Raw genomic sequence first — 16,664 nt, 5'->3', positions numbered from 1 at the left:
ATTATGATGTTATTTTTTTAAATATGATAAAATTAATATAGTGTTCATATGACATTAATTATTTTTCTCTTATTTATTCTTTAATGAAATTGCAGATGATTGTAGTTTATTTACTGATGTTCTAGTGACATAAAAATATTTTGCACTAGTTTTAGTTATAACCCATAAGGATGAATACTTGTTTTTTACTGTTACTTTCGATATTGCTTTTACTCCCTTTATTTTGTTTGGATTAGATGTATACACCGTAATTATATCGCCGTGAGCAAGCCCTTTCACATATATTTTGCCTTTTGAAACTGACATATAACGAGCTACTACTGATGCACTTTTAACTGCTTTAGTTACTAAAGCGTGAGATGGTATTACTAATAATTTAGGTACAACTACATCATTAGACTTAACATATGCCTTAGAAGCAACTGGGTACAATGCTCTATTCCAAACATGACTAGACTTTATTTGAGTGTCGCTTTGCAAAGAATAAGTCTCAAATACCCTTCCTTTTATATCTGGTAATGGATCATTCCAAGTTGTATCTAAATGATACCAATTACCTGCTACTTTTACCATATTCCAAGCATGATTACCATCCGCAAGCCCAATAATTATTCTAGTCTGAACTCCTGCCTCCGTAAGCATTCTGTAAGCTAATAAAGAATAACCCATACATTTGCTTTTTCCACTTCCGAGCAGTGCTTCATACGCTGTGTTATTTTTGTTATCATAAGAAGTGTCATAAGCTACTTTCTTACATATATATGCATTTATAGCCCTTACTCTTTCTCCTTCAGTCATACTAGGCGTTATTATTTGACTTAAGACCTCTTTAACTTTTACTTTTACATCAGCTACTTGCTTTGTTGTCTCTGTATAATTAAATCCGTATGTTAGAGAAAAATGTTTATTAGCTAATGTTGGTGTTGAAGCTCCATCATAACGATAACTCATTAGTAAATTCTTCTCATAATCACTGCCTGCTGTTTTAATAGCTGTTGTTACTACTTCCATCAAAAATGCATTGTAATTTGGAATAGTTTCAGATCCTTTGTAACTTATATAAAGAGTGTCTGCTCTATGAGCAATTGCATAAGCTACCCTAGCCCTAAAAGCTGTAATTGTAGTTACAGTATCCATTTGCGATTTAGTAGATTTACTTACTATTGATTTTGAACCAGTTTGTACTGCTTGTACTAAACCATCACTCATAGTCGTTATACTTATGGCTAAAGCTAATGATAATAATACTTTATTTGTTTTATAATTATGTAACATAAAATCCCTCCTTCACTTTATTAACATGAAAAAGATACCTTGTTTAATTTGTATCAAATAAATAGTAAAATCATAAATAACTTAATTGTTTCAATTATTCATTAACCTAATTAAACTATATAAGACATCAAAATAGGACCACAAGAAAAATCTTGTGCTTGTATTTATATGATTATTTATGTGCTACTATTCCTCAAAATCGTATCTTATTTATAAAACATTCCCCTAAAACAGATGTTACTTTGTCAATGGTTTTTTATCCTCATATATATATTTATGAATTTGAGATGTAGTAGTCTTAATATCTGTAACCAAATACCATACCCCACCAATCGTTTTTCCCGTGCTATAAGCATCCAATGGGAAACGTTCCTGATCTAAAGTTTTTGTATTATTCGTAAAAATGTCAGTACCTAACTTTATAATATACATACTTGACATACTTGTTTGCGTATATGTCAATAACTTTTCTACAGTCGTTGGAAATTTAAATACTCCCACACCCTGTATCTTTTCAAGTAAAGCACTCAAAACAGTTCTTTGCCTTTCTGTTCTAACATAGTCTCCTCCTGCAGTGTGCCTAATTCTAGAATATGCCACGGCCTGCTTCCCATCTAGATTCTGGATACCTGTCCTTGTCACTTTTTTAAATGTTTGTTTTTCAAGATTTGCAACCTCTCCCATATAATCATTAATAAGACTAATCTCATCCGCCTTTACATTTATGCTCACTCCACCAAACTCATCTATTATTTTTTCTAAATCAAAAAAATCCACGGTTACGAAATCTTTAATATCGAGATTAAAATTTTCATTTAATGTTCTGATGGCAAGTTGAGGTCCTCCATATGCATAAGCATGGTTTATTTTTGTTTTGCCATGATCTTTTATATCTACATAGGTATCTCTCATTATAGAGCTCATCTTTATCTTTTTATGCAACTCATCTATTGTAAGTATCATAATAGAATCAGAACGTGATGGTTCATTTTTATACCTTCTATCCAAACCAAATAAAGCTATATTTATTATTTTTGTGCCTACCTTTGTTTTTGTACTTACTTCTATTTTTTTATCCTTTACTTGTTCCAAAACCACTGGTTTTATACCTAAATCTTCATTACTCTTAGATATTTTAATAGTGTTTACCTTGCTTAACTCATAATATGTGTATCCAATACTGGTGCCTATAATGACTAGAATCGTAAACGTCATAATTAATACAATCTTTCCCCATATTAGAATCCTCTTTTTGTTTTTTTTCATTAAGCCACCTTTTTGTTATTGTTTCTACTAATTATATATATTCTTATTTAATGATTACGCTCATTTTTCTATTTTTTGTTTATAGCAATCACCATGGTTACTATTATTAATATTAGGTATTTTATTAATTACAACTCCTAATATCTTACCTCCAACATTTTCAATCTTTTCTTTTGAACTAAGTAATTCATTTTTATCTAATTTTCCATAAGCAGTAACAATTATAGTTCCTTGAGCTAATGCTGATAAAATTTGAGCATCTGATATATACAAAACAGAAGGTGCATCTATTAATACCATATCAAAATCATTAGTTAGTTCATTAAGAATTTCTTTCATCTTTATGCTTCCTAAAAGCTCCGATGAATTTGGATTCAATGGTCCACTTGGTATAACATATAGATTAGGAATACATGTCTTAATCACAGTATCTTCAATTTTTCTCCCTTGAAGCAATATATTTGTAAGTCCTTTAGAATTGCTAAGCGAAAACATTGTATGAATAGTTGGCCTTCTAAAATTACAATCAACTATAACCACCCGCTTACCACTGCTAGTCATTGTAACTGCTAGATTTGATACAATCGTACTTTTACCCTCAAAAGGTTTACTAGAAGTAACGACAATACTTTTAACTTCATATCCTAAAGAAGAAAACTCTATATTAGTTCTAAGACCTCTAAATTGCTCTACGACTTTGAATTTTAGGTTCTTAATTTTACTAACACTCCTTAGCATATTATCATATCCTCGCTCTTTATTTTAACTAAAGAAATTGTCCCTATAACCGGAAGGCCAAGTACTGTTTCAACATCTTCTTTTGTTTTTATTGTGTTATCCAAATAATCTAATAAAAAAACTAAACCGATAGAAAATACAATACCAATAAAAAAGCCCATTGCCATGTTACGAGCTGGTTTAGGACTATCATTTATTGTAGGAAGTCCCGCCTCATCGATAACCATAACAATATCAATTTTATTAATTTTTATGCTAATATCATTTAATGATTTAGCAAATTGGTTGGCAATAATCATTGCTTGTTTGGGCTCTTGTGATGTTACTGAAATAGTTAGAAATTGAGTATCCTTCTCTGGAGTAACAGTTATCATTGCTAACAAGTCTGAAACCTTCATTGATTTTAAATTTAGTTGTTTTATTACATCCTCCGCAACTGTTCTTGATATTGTTAATTTGCTATATGTTTGAACCATTGTTTGATATAACATAACATCATAGTAATTTGAACTAGAATTATTACTTGTTGATTGTGTTTTACCAATTATTACAGAAATATCTGCCTTATATTGCGGTTTAATAAAAAAATAGCTTAAAATGCCAGCACTTACTGTTGCAACTATAGTTATTATTATTGCTAAAATTAATCGTTTTTTTAATATATAAAAACGCTCTTTTAACTCCATATTTCTCTCCTTTAAATATTAATCACGTTGTTTTATATTCCTTTCTTGTGAGTTCATTAATTTACCATAACCATTCGAGATAGCTTCACATTCATTAAAATTTTCATGAAAGTCTTTATTACAACAATCAATTATAATAAGCTTATCCTTGTTTATTTTAAATTCTCTTAATATTTTAATATTTCTATAAGTTAAATATATAATCAAATTGTTGCTACTACAGCTTAATATTTCGCTATTAATTTCATTTTTCATCGAAAAAGTTTCTATAAATCTGCATTGTTCTTCATTATTTATTATAGGTACATTATGAGCATTAACACTACGAAACTTGTTTCGCATCTTAGGCAATGAAGTATACAAATAAGTTCCTGAATCAACATATATATCTTCTCCTGCTATATTAAGTTCAAAAGAAAGCTTGTCATTATGGCTATGCCCAGCCCCTTTGGGTATGAGCCCTCCCATATTTGGGGTGAGTGTACCCCCTTTGGGGGTGAGGTCACCCACTTTGAGTGGGAGCCCACCATTTTCATTTTGACCTATTCCTCCTGCCATAACAGAAAGATAAAAATTATCACATTTAAATATATACAATCCGAAAAATGGATAACTTTTAAGTTTAATATTATTTATATCTATTACTTCACTTGTATAATCTTTGTATTTTATTTCCTTTACAAATGAATATTCAAAATTAAATATCTTGTCTTTATATAAATTTATTTCATAATTTAAAGGTTCTGCTACAAGTCTTTTATTCTTACATAAACTTTTAATTATACTTTTTTCAAGTTTAAACTTATCTAGAAATCTAAGTTTCTCATCATCAAATAGTCCATTTACCCCCGAAACAAAAGTATTGTGATTTAAAATATTTTCATCAAAGTATTTTTCCTGGTTTGATTGATAGCTTTTTAAATTAATATATTTTTTTATAGCGTCACTCTTAGTAAGTAACTCTCCATTTGGACTAAATCTAAAAAATCTTCCGCTATCATTGTCTCCTACTTGAGATATATTTTCATTTTCCTTTGTTATATCTACAGTAAATAATGCTGCTCTATAAATTCTTTGAATATATTCTTTTGGAAAAAACTCATAAGAATAAACATCATACTTTTGTTTTGATAAAGGTTTTAGCCTTTTAATCCTATTCGATTTATATTTAGTAAGAGCTTCTTTCTTATCAGTATTTAAAATTCCATATATAAGTGCTGTACTATAAATTAAAAGTTCTCCACTTAATCTGTGATAACTAGTAGATGATTCAAAATTACTACCATCTTCATGAAATTGTTTAAGAATTTGAGTTATAATCTCCTGAACCGAAAATTGTAGCCAAGAGTCTATTTCCTTATCTCTGTTTAAATAAGCACTCACAAATGCTAATCCAGAAATATCCGATAAATAATGATTCCCAGTAAAACCTTCATACCATTCAAGATTGCTTATTATAAATTGCCCATGTTCATAAATACTTTGGTTAAATGTTTTATTAAAAAATTCATCTAAGATGTTAAACTCATCAAGTTGTTTAAACATATCAAAAGCAATAAGCATATTAGCTGCTCTTATTGATACATCCATAGTACATTTCCAATTAACACCCATTCTTTTCGGATTTGTCATAATAAAATCTAATATTTGATTTCTAAATTCTGTTAAAATGAGTTGTCTTTTTTCTGGAAATAAAATAGAAAATATAGCAAGTTGTGGCAGGTGTTGAAATCTAGCAAGTTCCCCTGGAACCTTAATATCTACACCTATGTCTTTACCTATAGGTTGATCTAAATACCACTTTTTCTGAGAATACCTATAGCCACTTTTAAAATCCATCTGGTAATCTATAGGAATATAACCTATATCAATATGATTCCATATACTTTTAGCAAAGCTTAAATGATGTTTAAGTAGTATTTTATTAAGCCATTCTCCCTCTATATCGAAATTATTAATATGGAGTGAGCCATTGTAAATATTACCCTCAAGACCTCTACAATTCATGTCATAGGTAACATTAACATATCCACTTCCAAGCAAATCAAAACAATGAGCTAAATACATCTCACATAAATATTTTGATGCTACCTTATCAATATTTGAAAAATCGATCCTCCTTATATCAATATAACTATAATTTATATGTTTTTCTCTAGATACATGGGCTTTTTTAGTTAAAAACATGTTTTTACATAAAAAAATGTTTGCTCTTAAATCCATGAATTTAACCAGACTGTTTTTTATTATTTGATATGTTTTTTTTAATATCTTTTTTATAATCTTATCAGGTGACATCGAGAGCAGTTTTTTAAATTTATAATTATACATGACTGACACCACCTAACTACTTATTTTTTTATTCTTTTCTTCAAAAGACCCACAGTATTATTAAATATAAAATCTTTATCAATACAATTAATTTTGATTAATATAAATAAATAGCTTATCATTATAAATATATTAATTATAAATTCTTTTTCTAAGCCAATATTTTTTAATGATACAATATAGTATATTCCATATAAAGCAAATGTTACTATTTGAACCTTTAGTTGATATTTAGTGTCTAAATCTAACCTATAATATTTATGAGATGATTTAATGAATATTAAGTTCAATAGAAAATAAGAAATAATAGTGGCTAAAGCTGCGCCTATCATTCCTAATTTTGGTACAAGTAAAAAGTTTAAAATAATATTGAGTGCAGCGGCATAACCCATGTAGATTCCAATTTTGTATGTTTTATTTTGAATTTGTAATCCCAAGGCATAGTAACCAGTTTTCCCATATAAAAAATATGAGTATAGTATAAGAGGCACTACTTTATAGGCATTACAAAAATCTTTATTCGCAAAAACAACAATACCAAATTTGCTGTATATCGAAATACCAAGCATAATAAAACATCCTATTACACTATATTTTCTAAATAAGAGTTTAAATTCTTCTTTTGCATTCGAATTTTTATATGTTTCAAACTTATAAGCAGTAAATGAATTTAAAAAAGGAGTAATAAAAAGTGGATTTATAAGCATACCAAATTGATATCCAAGATTATATACTCCCGTATCACCAAATCCATTGTAATGATTAATAAAATACCTATCAGATAAAGTCAAAATCCATCCTGACAAATTAACTGGTAATAATCCCAAACTAAAAATCATCATGTTCTTTAATAATAATTTATCTAACTCAAACTTAAAGTTTCTAACTTCGATTAAAGTTAAAATAACAAATACAACAATGCTAGATATTAGTTGCCCATATAGAACTCCCATAAATCCCATATTAACTTTTAAGACTAAATAAATGATTATTAAAAATTGCAAACTTATTTGTGATACCTGAATAACAGACACTTTCAATGCTTTATACTCCATGCTATATTTACTTGTATAAATACTCGTGATTTGACCTAATATCGAAGTCACAATAATAATAACTAATATTTTATAGCTATCCCCAAAATTGAAAATCATCTTTGAAAATGTCTTTCCGATGAGGCACATTAAAATCAACATAACTCCGCTTATTAAGTACGCAAAATTTAATGCAGTATTAACAATTTTATTTTTATCAACCTCTTCTTTATAAAATCTACTTAGTCCTGAATAAATTGATAAAATTAAGAATGAGCCAATAAATCCTGTAAAAGCCGTTATCGTTGATATTTTGCCATATTCTATTACACCTAATTTATTTGTATATATAGGCAAAAGCAAGAAATTTAAAACTTGAATTAATATCTGACCTGCAGCATACACCAAACTTATTTTTAATAATTTTTTAGAATTTATACTCATCTATCGGTCCTACCCCTATATAAATATTAATATTCGTTCACTTATAATTTAAAACATTCTCTATAAATTTCTAATAATTTTCCAGCATTATCTTTTGAGTTTATCTCCTCTAGTTTTTCTTTAGCCACTTCATAGTTCTTTATTACATATGCTGTTTTATTATATAAATCATCAATGTCTCTTGTCTTAAACAATAAGGTCCCTTTTGGCCTCACGCATGCATCACTTGCAACTGTAGGTATCTTAAAATACAAAGCCTCTCTGATAGACACAGCATCTCCATCTGTATTAGTAGGCCTTATAAATAACTGTGATCTTTTAATAATAGGATATAACTCCATTTTTTCATTTACGAATAAGAAATTACTTTTAAGTTTTTTATCTATAATTGTTTTTTTTATCATATTAAAATACTGAGTATTATTAATGCAAGGTATACAAAATACCATTCCTACATTTTCTCTATCCTTATTTAACTTTTCTATTAACTCAACGCACATATCTATACCATATAAATCTTGATTATTATAAAATTGTATTAATGACGCATTTGCACTTATTATAAAACTTTTGCCCTTTATAAAATCTAATATATATTTAGGTATAATTGAGTTTTCATTCTCAAATGGAAATATGAATGCCGGCAACTCGTATATAGGTTTATTTATACCTTTAGTTAAAAGATATTTTTTATCACCTGATTTTGTGCATATGATTGTATCAAAACTATTAAGTGATTTTTTCATTATAAATTGATTACGCACAAACATCCATTTGTGTCCAAATAGCGATTTGTGCACAAATAAATCTTTACTATCACCATGAATTGTTAATATTTTTTTTCTTTTTTTAAAAAATAACTTATTAAAAAGTCCAATATAAATTTTGTAACTTATACCAGGTATATTATAATGAATTAGCTTTATATTCTTTCTAAATAAATACTTAAATGGAACATATCTAAATCTTACATTAGTCACTTTTTTAACGTTTTTATTTCTATTACTCAAGTCCCAAACTTCATTTGCTATATTTAAAGAATCCATATACAATTTCATTCTTTTAATGTATATGGAAACTCCACCTATTGGTTCTGGGTATGGTCCAACTTGAACTATCATTAAGCTTTTCCATCCCTTAAGTTATTCCATTTATCTCTAAGATGTAATATAATATTATTATTCAATATCTAGCCTCCTGTTTTTCCAATACTTATTAGGATCATTAATTTGAAAATTCTCTCTTAACCCACCTAAAGTAATTTGGAAAAGATCAATTGCGAAACCTAAATTTGTTTCAATTGCAATGGGGCCATCCTCAGTTAATGCTATATCCCACCCCAAATAAGTAAACTGTGGCAGTTTTGATGCACACTTAATTGTAAAATTCTTTATACTATTCCATTCATTTATTTTATGATTTTTAAAGATGAACTTTGAATCTGGATGTTTATAAAAAATTTCTCCTTCCTCGGTCGACGCGTAGTCTCTGTAAATTCCAGTTGTGCAGTCTATTCCAAGCGCAATTCCATTCTGCGAAGCATTATCAACTTCTTTCCCATCTCTCCCTATTCTTAATGCTGCGCATACTATCCTAACTTTTCCTTTTATATTTTCTGTTGCTATTCTAAATGTATTTACAGAACTTGGATATATTTTTAAAACACTTCCATCTTGTATTACACCACTCTGAATTATATAATCATTCTTTTTACATATATTATTCAGAAGTGTTTCAGTTAGTTCTACATTATTATTTGTATATTTATTATCAAAACTTAGATGAAAAATCATTATGCCATATCCACCCTCACCATCAACTGGCTTGATAAATATCTTTTTATAAAGCTTTTCTTTAAGCACTAAACTAATTTTATAAAAGCTTGTTTTTTCTAAATTACTAGTATATATTTTGCCGTTAATCAATTTGCATATAGTATCTGGTTGATCTATATTTACACTTTTAAATAATAACTCAGCAATATTTTTATCACCAAGTAATATTGAATATTTATCCTTATCATAATATGATAAAAATAAATTATAAAAGAAGAATTCTGGTATATAATTAATTAATTCCTCTTTGGTAAGCTTTTTATCTTTCCTATATAGATCATATCTAAAATAATGAAGTGGATAACACCCCCAATACTTTTTACAAATACTTATTTCCGCTCTAATTTGCCTTTTAGATTTTTTATTTTTACAATCCTTATACCTTTTATAAGCACTTTTCATTCTGTGATATTTATATCTGTATGTTAATTTATGTTTAACTTGTCTAAGTTTTAATCCTATATAACTATTCTTAAAATTAGCAATTTTCATTATTATCACCTCCAATTAAACAAAAATTGATTCAACAAGCTTTCTATTCACCTAAAACTAATATTAAATTTCTATATTTTTATATTTTGGACTAGGTACCTGAATTTACCCACCTTTGTTTTTTCAATATGGTCTGTAAAATATAATTCGATATCAAATCTTGGATAAAACTTTTTAAAGTCTCTAATTACACATTCTTTATCTTCCTTCGTAAATTCTATTTTACATTGAATGTATAGTTCGACTCTGCCAAGTTCATTTTGTACATATTGGTATAAGTATATTTTGTGTTTAACCTCCCAAAGAGCTACATCACAATATATAAATGTTACTTTTGATCCCGTCTTATCTATAAAATAATCTTGTTGCCTTCCCTCTATTTTTTTAATCAATTTATAATTTCTTTTGCAAGAACATTCTTCATTACTATTAATTGCAATATCTCCTGTTCTGTACCTAATAAAAGGAAATATATGATTATTAAACCCTGTACACACTATTTCACCTGCTTCATCTTCTTCCAGAACATCATGACCACTTTCATTAATTAACTCTGTATATCCATATTCACTCTGAAGGTGATAATAATTACTCTTTTCACATTCACCTGCCAAACAACTATGTTCTGTGTGACCATAAAAGCTATATACCCTTGTGTTAAAAGCTTGTTCTAATTGTTTTCTCTGAAAATCATATAAATTCTCAGAAGCGCATATTATTGCCTTTAAATTTGGACATGATATATTTATATTGCTATCTATTATATGTTTTGACAATAAACTTATAGTTGAGGGATATGCCTGTATAAAATCTGGTTTAAAATCTATTATTCTTTTTATGTAATTATCCATGTTATTTTCAATTAAATTAAATGAAGACAATATTAAATTATTACCTATATATTCGTAATCCCCCACCTTAGGTATATTCCCCCTAAGTATTACCATTTTATAGCTTTTTTTAATGTCATAACCTATCCTCGACCATAAATTTGCTGTATAGGCCCACTCTATTTTTTGCTCTCTACTTTTATCTTGATAGAAACCCATTGGGATTCCTGTAGAACCACCTGTTGTTACATACCTTAAATCCTTTTTATTGTATTCTTTTGAAATCAAGTCATCTAAGTTATTTTGAATTATTTCCTTTGTTAAATATGGTATTCTTTTTAAATCATTTAAATCTTGAATATACTCTGGTTTTATATTATTTTCATTAAATAACCTTTTGTAGTAGGGTACATTTGCATAAGAATATTTTATTATTTCTTTAACCTTTTTTAATTGATATTCACTAAGTTGCTTTTCACTCCATGTCTCTGATAACTTCAAAAATTTATAAGTATTATTAAATATTTTTCCGTATTTAAATACATCCGGTAATGAATTATAACTATTGATTATTGGTTTTTTAATTATATCTGGCATTTTTTTTATTATTTGTTTAATCATTAATTTTCTCCTCATAATTTATATACTTGGTTTTATTTGCGATAATTTGCAATCCAGAAGTATTGCGCTAATTAATATTCAGGTTTTAATTTCATCTTTTGCAAATAAAAATCCAAATAGTATAAGATAATAAATACATATATTAATCTCATAAGTCTGATTTGAATTAAAATTAATACATATCGTATTACCTATAACTAACATAATAATATATAATAGTTCCTTTTTTTTATTGTATTTTTTTATCAACATATAAATTAAACAAATGTTAAAAACAATAAATAGTATAAAATTTATTATTCCTTCCTCCACAATCATACTTAAAAACTGTGAATGAATTACGAATTGATCAATCACGCCAAATTTATGCAATACATAATTATTGTACTGTCCATGACCTGTTCCTAATATAGGCGTGGATAAAAAAGCTTTTATAGCTAAGGGAAATTGCACAAATCTATCAGCTTGGGTATCTCCTCTTTTCAAAAAAAGTATATCCACTATTTTGCTGAAATAATTTAGATAAAAATATATTCCTATACCTACTACAGAACTAAATGCTACTATGTTTTTTATAAGGTCTTTAACAGATCTGATTTTTATTAATGAAAGGATAAAAATTAGAATTTCAACACATATTGCAATATAGGCAACTCTTGTAAACGTAAATATAATAAATACAACATCGGCTAATATTAAGCTAATATTAAATATGTTTTTATTTTGATTAAATTTATATAGAAGTACCGTAAACATTATTACTCCAAGAGTACCCCCACCATTGTCACCCATTACAAATCCAGATATTCTTCCGCCTATATACAGCTGCGTTAATTGCTGAGTTGGATCTTTAAAATTAATCAAAACAGTATTTGTTATATATTGCAGGCCTCCCAAAATTCCATTCATTATACTGAACACTGAAACCACGCTAATGATAATTTTCTGATTGTAATTAAACCTTCTTAAGACTAAAAATATTAATAGCATTAACTCAATATCAAAGAATATTAATAAATACATTGAATAAGCTTGAGCTGAATAAATATATAAAAATATAGGTTCCAATAACATATACATATTGATTATAGTTAAACATACAATCATAAGTATAATTTTTTTATCTATACTTTTTTTTATATGATTTTTTTTATACATAATTATAAATATGTATAAATAAACAAATAATACTGTTGAAAATAAGCCAATTTCAATAGTGTTTGAACCAATATTAACTTTTATTAAAATCAAATTAAATATAGAGCAAAATAAAATAATTAATAAGAGTAATTTTTGTATAGTTTCTTTATATAAAATATTTTCTACTATACTTTCTTCAAAACACAAATAAATGGCAAAGATTATAATTACACCTGCTATATAGTTTTTCACTCCCTATAAACCTCACCTTCCATTTTTATATGGCTTCGTATAAATATATATTTTATAGTTTATTATAAATTAACATGATAATTTTAATGTTTTTTCCCCATTCATAGTAATCATTGATTAATAATTTAAAATGCTCCTGATTCTTTTTTATTTTATCTATTTTACTGCTTACATCGTAAATATCTTCTTCATAAATACATACGTTGTATCTATCATTTATTTTATCTATATCACCAATATCATGGCTTATAAAAACTGGTAAATTACAATTAATGTACTCGGCAAATTTTGTTGGACTAGCAACTTTATTTACATTATTGCTGTCTCTTAATAAAATGCTGCAATCAGCTGCGCTTAGATATTTATATACATCCTTATAAAAAACAGGCTTGATTAAATATTCTGATTTATTAACATTCAACTTATTTAAAGAAGCTTCAAATATTTCCTTATCCTTAGTCAGAATCAAAAAAAATGTTTTTTCTATGTTTTTACTTATATTAATAAAGGCATTGACTAAATCTTCTGGTTTCTGATAACTCTGCCCCCCTCCACAATATACAAGAATAAATTTATTGTTTACTTCCAACTCATTTCTTATTTTTTCTCTTATCAATAAATCAAATCTAGTTTTATCAGCATCTATGCAGGTTGGAATTATTGATTTGCCGCAATTAATAACATACCTATTTTTTAGATACTCCTCTAGTTTTTTAGAAACACATAATATGTAATCTGAATTTTTACATACATATGATTGGATATTATTAATTTTTATCACTGAAAAATTCAATATTATTTTATACATGATGTTTTTATATTTATATCTCATTAAATACTCATCAATAACTGCTCCTCTAAAATCTGAAATCACTTTTACATTAAACATATCTTTTAATTTTTTTCTTGCTTTTAGTCCAATAAAACTACCAAAAATTCCTCTACAATGAATAATTATTTTTTCATTTGCTGAATTTTCATTTATAATTAAATTAATTACCCTAGTGATTAGCGTTTTGTTAATGAAAAAATCAAATCTTTTATTCTTGAGGAGAGATGTTACCTTAAAATTTTTATAATTTAAATATAGCTTCATTTTATCAATATATTCTTTTGAACTTGTGTTTGTGTCAAAATTGATAAGTCTAACTTTCAAGTCATTTTCACTTAACAGATGACAATACGTATAAATTTGAGAATCGAATACACTACAATTTATGCCATCATAATTAATATAATAAATAATCATATAGATATCTCCTTTTTATTATTGAAAGTAAGAATACTATTTATAGTTAAAACACTATTTATAGTGTTAAAACACTATCTATCGGTAATAATTCCGTCTATTTTTTATGTGACTCAAGTAACCCCTTATAAATGTTCTGAAGAGTATTAATATAATCCGTAATACTATAATTCAGTCTTAAATGATTATAAGCATTTTCTACTATTGCTTTTGCTTCATTTTTATTTTCATATACATATTCCATTGCATTCATTAAAAGCTGAGGATTCCTATCCTCTATTAATATTCCATTATATTTGTTTTTAATTAATTCAGGTATTCCACCAACAGACGTAGAAATAGCAATTTTTTTCATAGCCATAGCTTCGAATATTGTTAAAGGAAGGCCTTCCCTTTTAGACGATAATATAAAAGCATCAAATATGTTAAGCCAATTATAAATATCCCTTGTATATCCAATAAAATATATTTTGGTTGATAAATTATATTTTGTTACTAAATTGACTAGGTTATATTTTTGGTCCCCATCTCCCACTATAATTAAAATTGAATTATCATGTTTTTGCTGAAATAAATTAAAACTTTCTATAAGCAAATCTATACCTTTTAAATCAATTAATCTTCCAATATATCCAAAAACATATTTATTTATAGGTATATTATTTTTAAATTCAAACTTTTTTTTAGAAATAATATTAGCCTTATTAATTTCTCCAAAATTAAAACTATTTGATAATGCAATTACTTTTTCCTTATGACATTTGCTATTGCACTTACAATAAAATTCTTTAACGTTTTTTGAGCAGGCTAAAGACAGATCATATTTTTCTCTAAATAATCTATCAATAAATCTTAATATAGACTTGCTTTTTAGCCAATCATATTCACCATGAATATGGGATATCACAGGGATTTTTAAATTAGCGCTTGCAATTTTTGCAGCTATAGATGCGCGTACATCATGTGCATGTATTAAATTTATATTTTCATTTTTTATTAGATTTCTCAGTTTTAATATTTCTCTCATATTTAAATTACTTATATTAATCTTAAATGATTGAATAGATTCTTTTTCAAAAAATTCTTTTAGCTCATCTCCTGCACAAACTACTATTGGCTCATAAATTGTTTTGTCTAAACTTGTACATATATCTAAAGTTACTTTTTCAGCTCCATTAAGAGTTTTAGTTGATAATAGATGTAATACCTTATAAAACATAACATAACCGTCCTCATCAATAATTTTTCAAGTTGCCTCGTATAAATTTATATATTTTCTAACCATTTGGTTTAGACCATATTCTTCAATTACATTTTCTCTAACTTTCTCTTTAAATTTAACATCTGATATAATATTGTTTGAAGTTATATAATTAATTATTTTTATATATTCTTTTAAGTCATTCACTAAATACCCATTTACATTGTTTTTGATAACATCATTATTACCAATGACATTTGATACTATTACTGGTTTTCCTAGATACATTGCTTCAAGAAGTGAAATAGATAAACCCTCCCAAAGAGACGTCATTATAAAGATGTCTATATTCATAATCTCTTTTATAACTTCTTTTCTATCTGACCATCCTGTAACTTTTATATTATCTGCTTGTAATCTATCCTTTAACTCTCCATATCCTACCCAAATGAAATCATACTGTGGAAATTTTTTTGCTATATCATTAAATAACTTTGGGTTCTTTTGATAACAAATTCTGCCTACTGTCCCTACTTTAAGTTTGTTATTATTATTATTTTTATTTACATTTAAATTATTTTCTTTTATAATTTCATCTATTTTTTTTGGATCAATTCCATTATTAATGTTTATACATTTTTTTGATATCTTCAAAGCTTCCTTATATTCTCCAAACGAGCAACCTACTGTATATCCACCTAGCATACTTGCAAACCTTTCTAATCCATAAAATATTGTTCTTTTAATCCTAGATTCATTCTTTTGAAGAAATGAGAATCCATGTGGATTATAAAAAACTTTATCCATATTAAATCTATTAGCATAACATGCAATTCTTCCTAAAAAACCAGCAATAGACGAATTCAAATGAATAATTTCTGGATTTTCTTTTTTAAAAACTCTTTTTAGTTTACCTAAGGCCTTTAGACTCTTAATGGGATTTAGTCCTCTATACATAGAGACATTAATAAATCTAATCTTAGAATCAAAATTCTTCTTAAAATCTAAAGGTGTCTCTCTCCTTAATGAATATACAATCACTACTTCATACTCTCGAGTAATTGAATTACATAGTTCAGATAAAAACGTGTATACTCCTGAGCCAAAAGACTCAACAACATAAACAATTTTTTTCATATTATATCCTCCAGTACATAAGTGATAGTGTTAACACTATCTTTGTTTTATTTATTTAAGACCCTGCAATTGCAAGGATTGTAGCTGTTTTTAAGAAAAAAAACAATGACCCCCTCTTTCTGGTATAATTGTT

13 protein-coding genes are annotated in these 16,664 nt (G+C 26.8%); all 13 read right to left on the bottom strand.

Annotated features, from left to right (window positions below; genetic code table 11):
• Positions 1 to 69: 69 nt before the first annotated feature.
• Positions 70 to 1,275 carry a transglutaminase domain-containing protein gene (locus KPL38_RS03835; RefSeq protein ID WP_216287285.1) on the bottom strand — a complete coding sequence of 402 codons (1,206 nt, stop codon included), beginning with the start codon at positions 1,273 to 1,275 and terminating at the stop codon, positions 70 to 72.
• A gap of 237 nt (positions 1,276 to 1,512) precedes the next feature.
• Complete coding sequence (locus KPL38_RS03830; protein ID WP_216287283.1) at positions 1,513 to 2,541, bottom strand: LCP family protein; 1,029 nt, start codon at positions 2,539 to 2,541, stop codon at positions 1,513 to 1,515.
• 60 nt (positions 2,542 to 2,601) lie between these two features.
• Positions 2,602 to 3,279: a CpsD/CapB family tyrosine-protein kinase gene (locus tag KPL38_RS03825; RefSeq protein ID WP_216287282.1), complete on the bottom strand. Its 678-nt coding sequence runs from the start codon at positions 3,277 to 3,279 to the stop codon at positions 2,602 to 2,604.
• Positions 3,273 to 3,965 carry a YveK family protein gene (locus tag KPL38_RS03820; protein WP_216287280.1) on the bottom strand — a complete coding sequence of 231 codons (693 nt, stop codon included), beginning with the start codon at positions 3,963 to 3,965 and terminating at the stop codon, positions 3,273 to 3,275. Before KPL38_RS03820 ends, KPL38_RS03825 begins: the two co-directional genes overlap by 7 nt.
• Positions 3,966 to 3,983: 18 nt before the next feature.
• A complete protein-coding gene (locus tag KPL38_RS03815; protein ID WP_216287278.1) occupies positions 3,984 to 6,296 on the bottom strand; it encodes an alginate lyase family protein in 2,313 nt (770 codons plus the stop codon).
• A gap of 20 nt (positions 6,297 to 6,316) precedes the next feature.
• Entirely contained in the window at positions 6,317 to 7,774 is a 1,458-nt protein-coding gene (locus KPL38_RS03810) for an oligosaccharide flippase family protein (RefSeq protein WP_216287276.1), read from the bottom strand.
• Positions 7,775 to 7,815: 41 nt separating this feature from the next.
• Positions 7,816 to 8,895 (bottom strand): glycosyltransferase, encoded by a 1,080-nt coding sequence (locus KPL38_RS03805; protein ID WP_216287267.1) that lies wholly within the window; start codon positions 8,893 to 8,895, stop codon positions 7,816 to 7,818.
• 57 nt (positions 8,896 to 8,952) lie between these two features.
• On the bottom strand, positions 8,953 to 10,101 hold the full coding sequence (locus tag KPL38_RS03800) for a sugar-transfer associated ATP-grasp domain-containing protein (protein ID WP_216287265.1): 1,149 nt from the start codon (positions 10,099 to 10,101) through the stop codon (positions 8,953 to 8,955).
• A 71-nt stretch (positions 10,102 to 10,172) separates the two neighbouring features.
• Positions 10,173 to 11,552: a phenylacetate--CoA ligase family protein gene (locus KPL38_RS03795; RefSeq protein ID WP_216287263.1), complete on the bottom strand. Its 1,380-nt coding sequence runs from the start codon at positions 11,550 to 11,552 to the stop codon at positions 10,173 to 10,175.
• 78 nt (positions 11,553 to 11,630) lie between these two features.
• Positions 11,631 to 12,944 (bottom strand): O-antigen ligase family protein, encoded by a 1,314-nt coding sequence (locus KPL38_RS20195; protein ID WP_216287261.1) that lies wholly within the window; start codon positions 12,942 to 12,944, stop codon positions 11,631 to 11,633.
• A gap of 52 nt (positions 12,945 to 12,996) precedes the next feature.
• Entirely contained in the window at positions 12,997 to 14,193 is a 1,197-nt protein-coding gene (locus tag KPL38_RS03785; protein WP_216287252.1) for a glycosyltransferase, read from the bottom strand.
• Positions 14,194 to 14,290: 97 nt separating this feature from the next.
• Complete coding sequence (locus KPL38_RS03780) at positions 14,291 to 15,412, bottom strand: glycosyltransferase family 4 protein (RefSeq protein ID WP_216287250.1); 1,122 nt, start codon at positions 15,410 to 15,412, stop codon at positions 14,291 to 14,293.
• A gap of 27 nt (positions 15,413 to 15,439) precedes the next feature.
• A complete protein-coding gene (locus KPL38_RS03775) occupies positions 15,440 to 16,531 on the bottom strand; it encodes a glycosyltransferase (RefSeq protein ID WP_216287248.1) in 1,092 nt (363 codons plus the stop codon).
• Positions 16,532 to 16,664 lie beyond the last annotated feature (133 nt).

It is taken from the genome of Clostridium psychrophilum, assembly GCF_018861705.1.
Classification (GTDB): Bacteria; Bacillota; Clostridia; order Clostridiales; family Clostridiaceae; genus Clostridium_AD; species Clostridium_AD psychrophilum.
This window is presented reverse-complemented; position numbering and strand designations above follow the sequence as displayed.

Bases quoted from the DNA above. Each gene is read 5' to 3' on its own strand.
- KPL38_RS03835 (WP_216287285.1), bottom strand. From the start codon at position 1,275: ATGTTACATAATTATAAAACAAATAAAGTATTATTATCATTAGCTTTA.
- KPL38_RS03830 (WP_216287283.1), bottom strand. From the start codon at position 2,541: ATGAAAAAAAACAAAAAGAGGATTCTAATATGGGGAAAGATTGTATTA.
- KPL38_RS03825 (WP_216287282.1), bottom strand. From the start codon at position 3,279: ATGCTAAGGAGTGTTAGTAAAATTAAGAACCTAAAATTCAAAGTCGTA.
- KPL38_RS03820 (WP_216287280.1), bottom strand. From the start codon at position 3,965: ATGGAGTTAAAAGAGCGTTTTTATATATTAAAAAAACGATTAATTTTA.
- KPL38_RS03815 (WP_216287278.1), bottom strand. From the start codon at position 6,296: ATGTATAATTATAAATTTAAAAAACTGCTCTCGATGTCACCTGATAAG.
- KPL38_RS03810 (WP_216287276.1), bottom strand. From the start codon at position 7,774: ATGAGTATAAATTCTAAAAAATTATTAAAAATAAGTTTGGTGTATGCT.
- KPL38_RS03805 (WP_216287267.1), bottom strand. From the start codon at position 8,895: ATGATAGTTCAAGTTGGACCATACCCAGAACCAATAGGTGGAGTTTCC.
- KPL38_RS03800 (WP_216287265.1), bottom strand. From the start codon at position 10,101: ATGAAAATTGCTAATTTTAAGAATAGTTATATAGGATTAAAACTTAGA.
- KPL38_RS03795 (WP_216287263.1), bottom strand. From the start codon at position 11,552: ATGATTAAACAAATAATAAAAAAAATGCCAGATATAATTAAAAAACCA.
- KPL38_RS03785 (WP_216287252.1), bottom strand. From the start codon at position 14,193: ATGATTATTTATTATATTAATTATGATGGCATAAATTGTAGTGTATTC.
- KPL38_RS03780 (WP_216287250.1), bottom strand. From the start codon at position 15,412: ATGTTTTATAAGGTATTACATCTATTATCAACTAAAACTCTTAATGGA.
- KPL38_RS03775 (WP_216287248.1), bottom strand. From the start codon at position 16,531: ATGAAAAAAATTGTTTATGTTGTTGAGTCTTTTGGCTCAGGAGTATAC.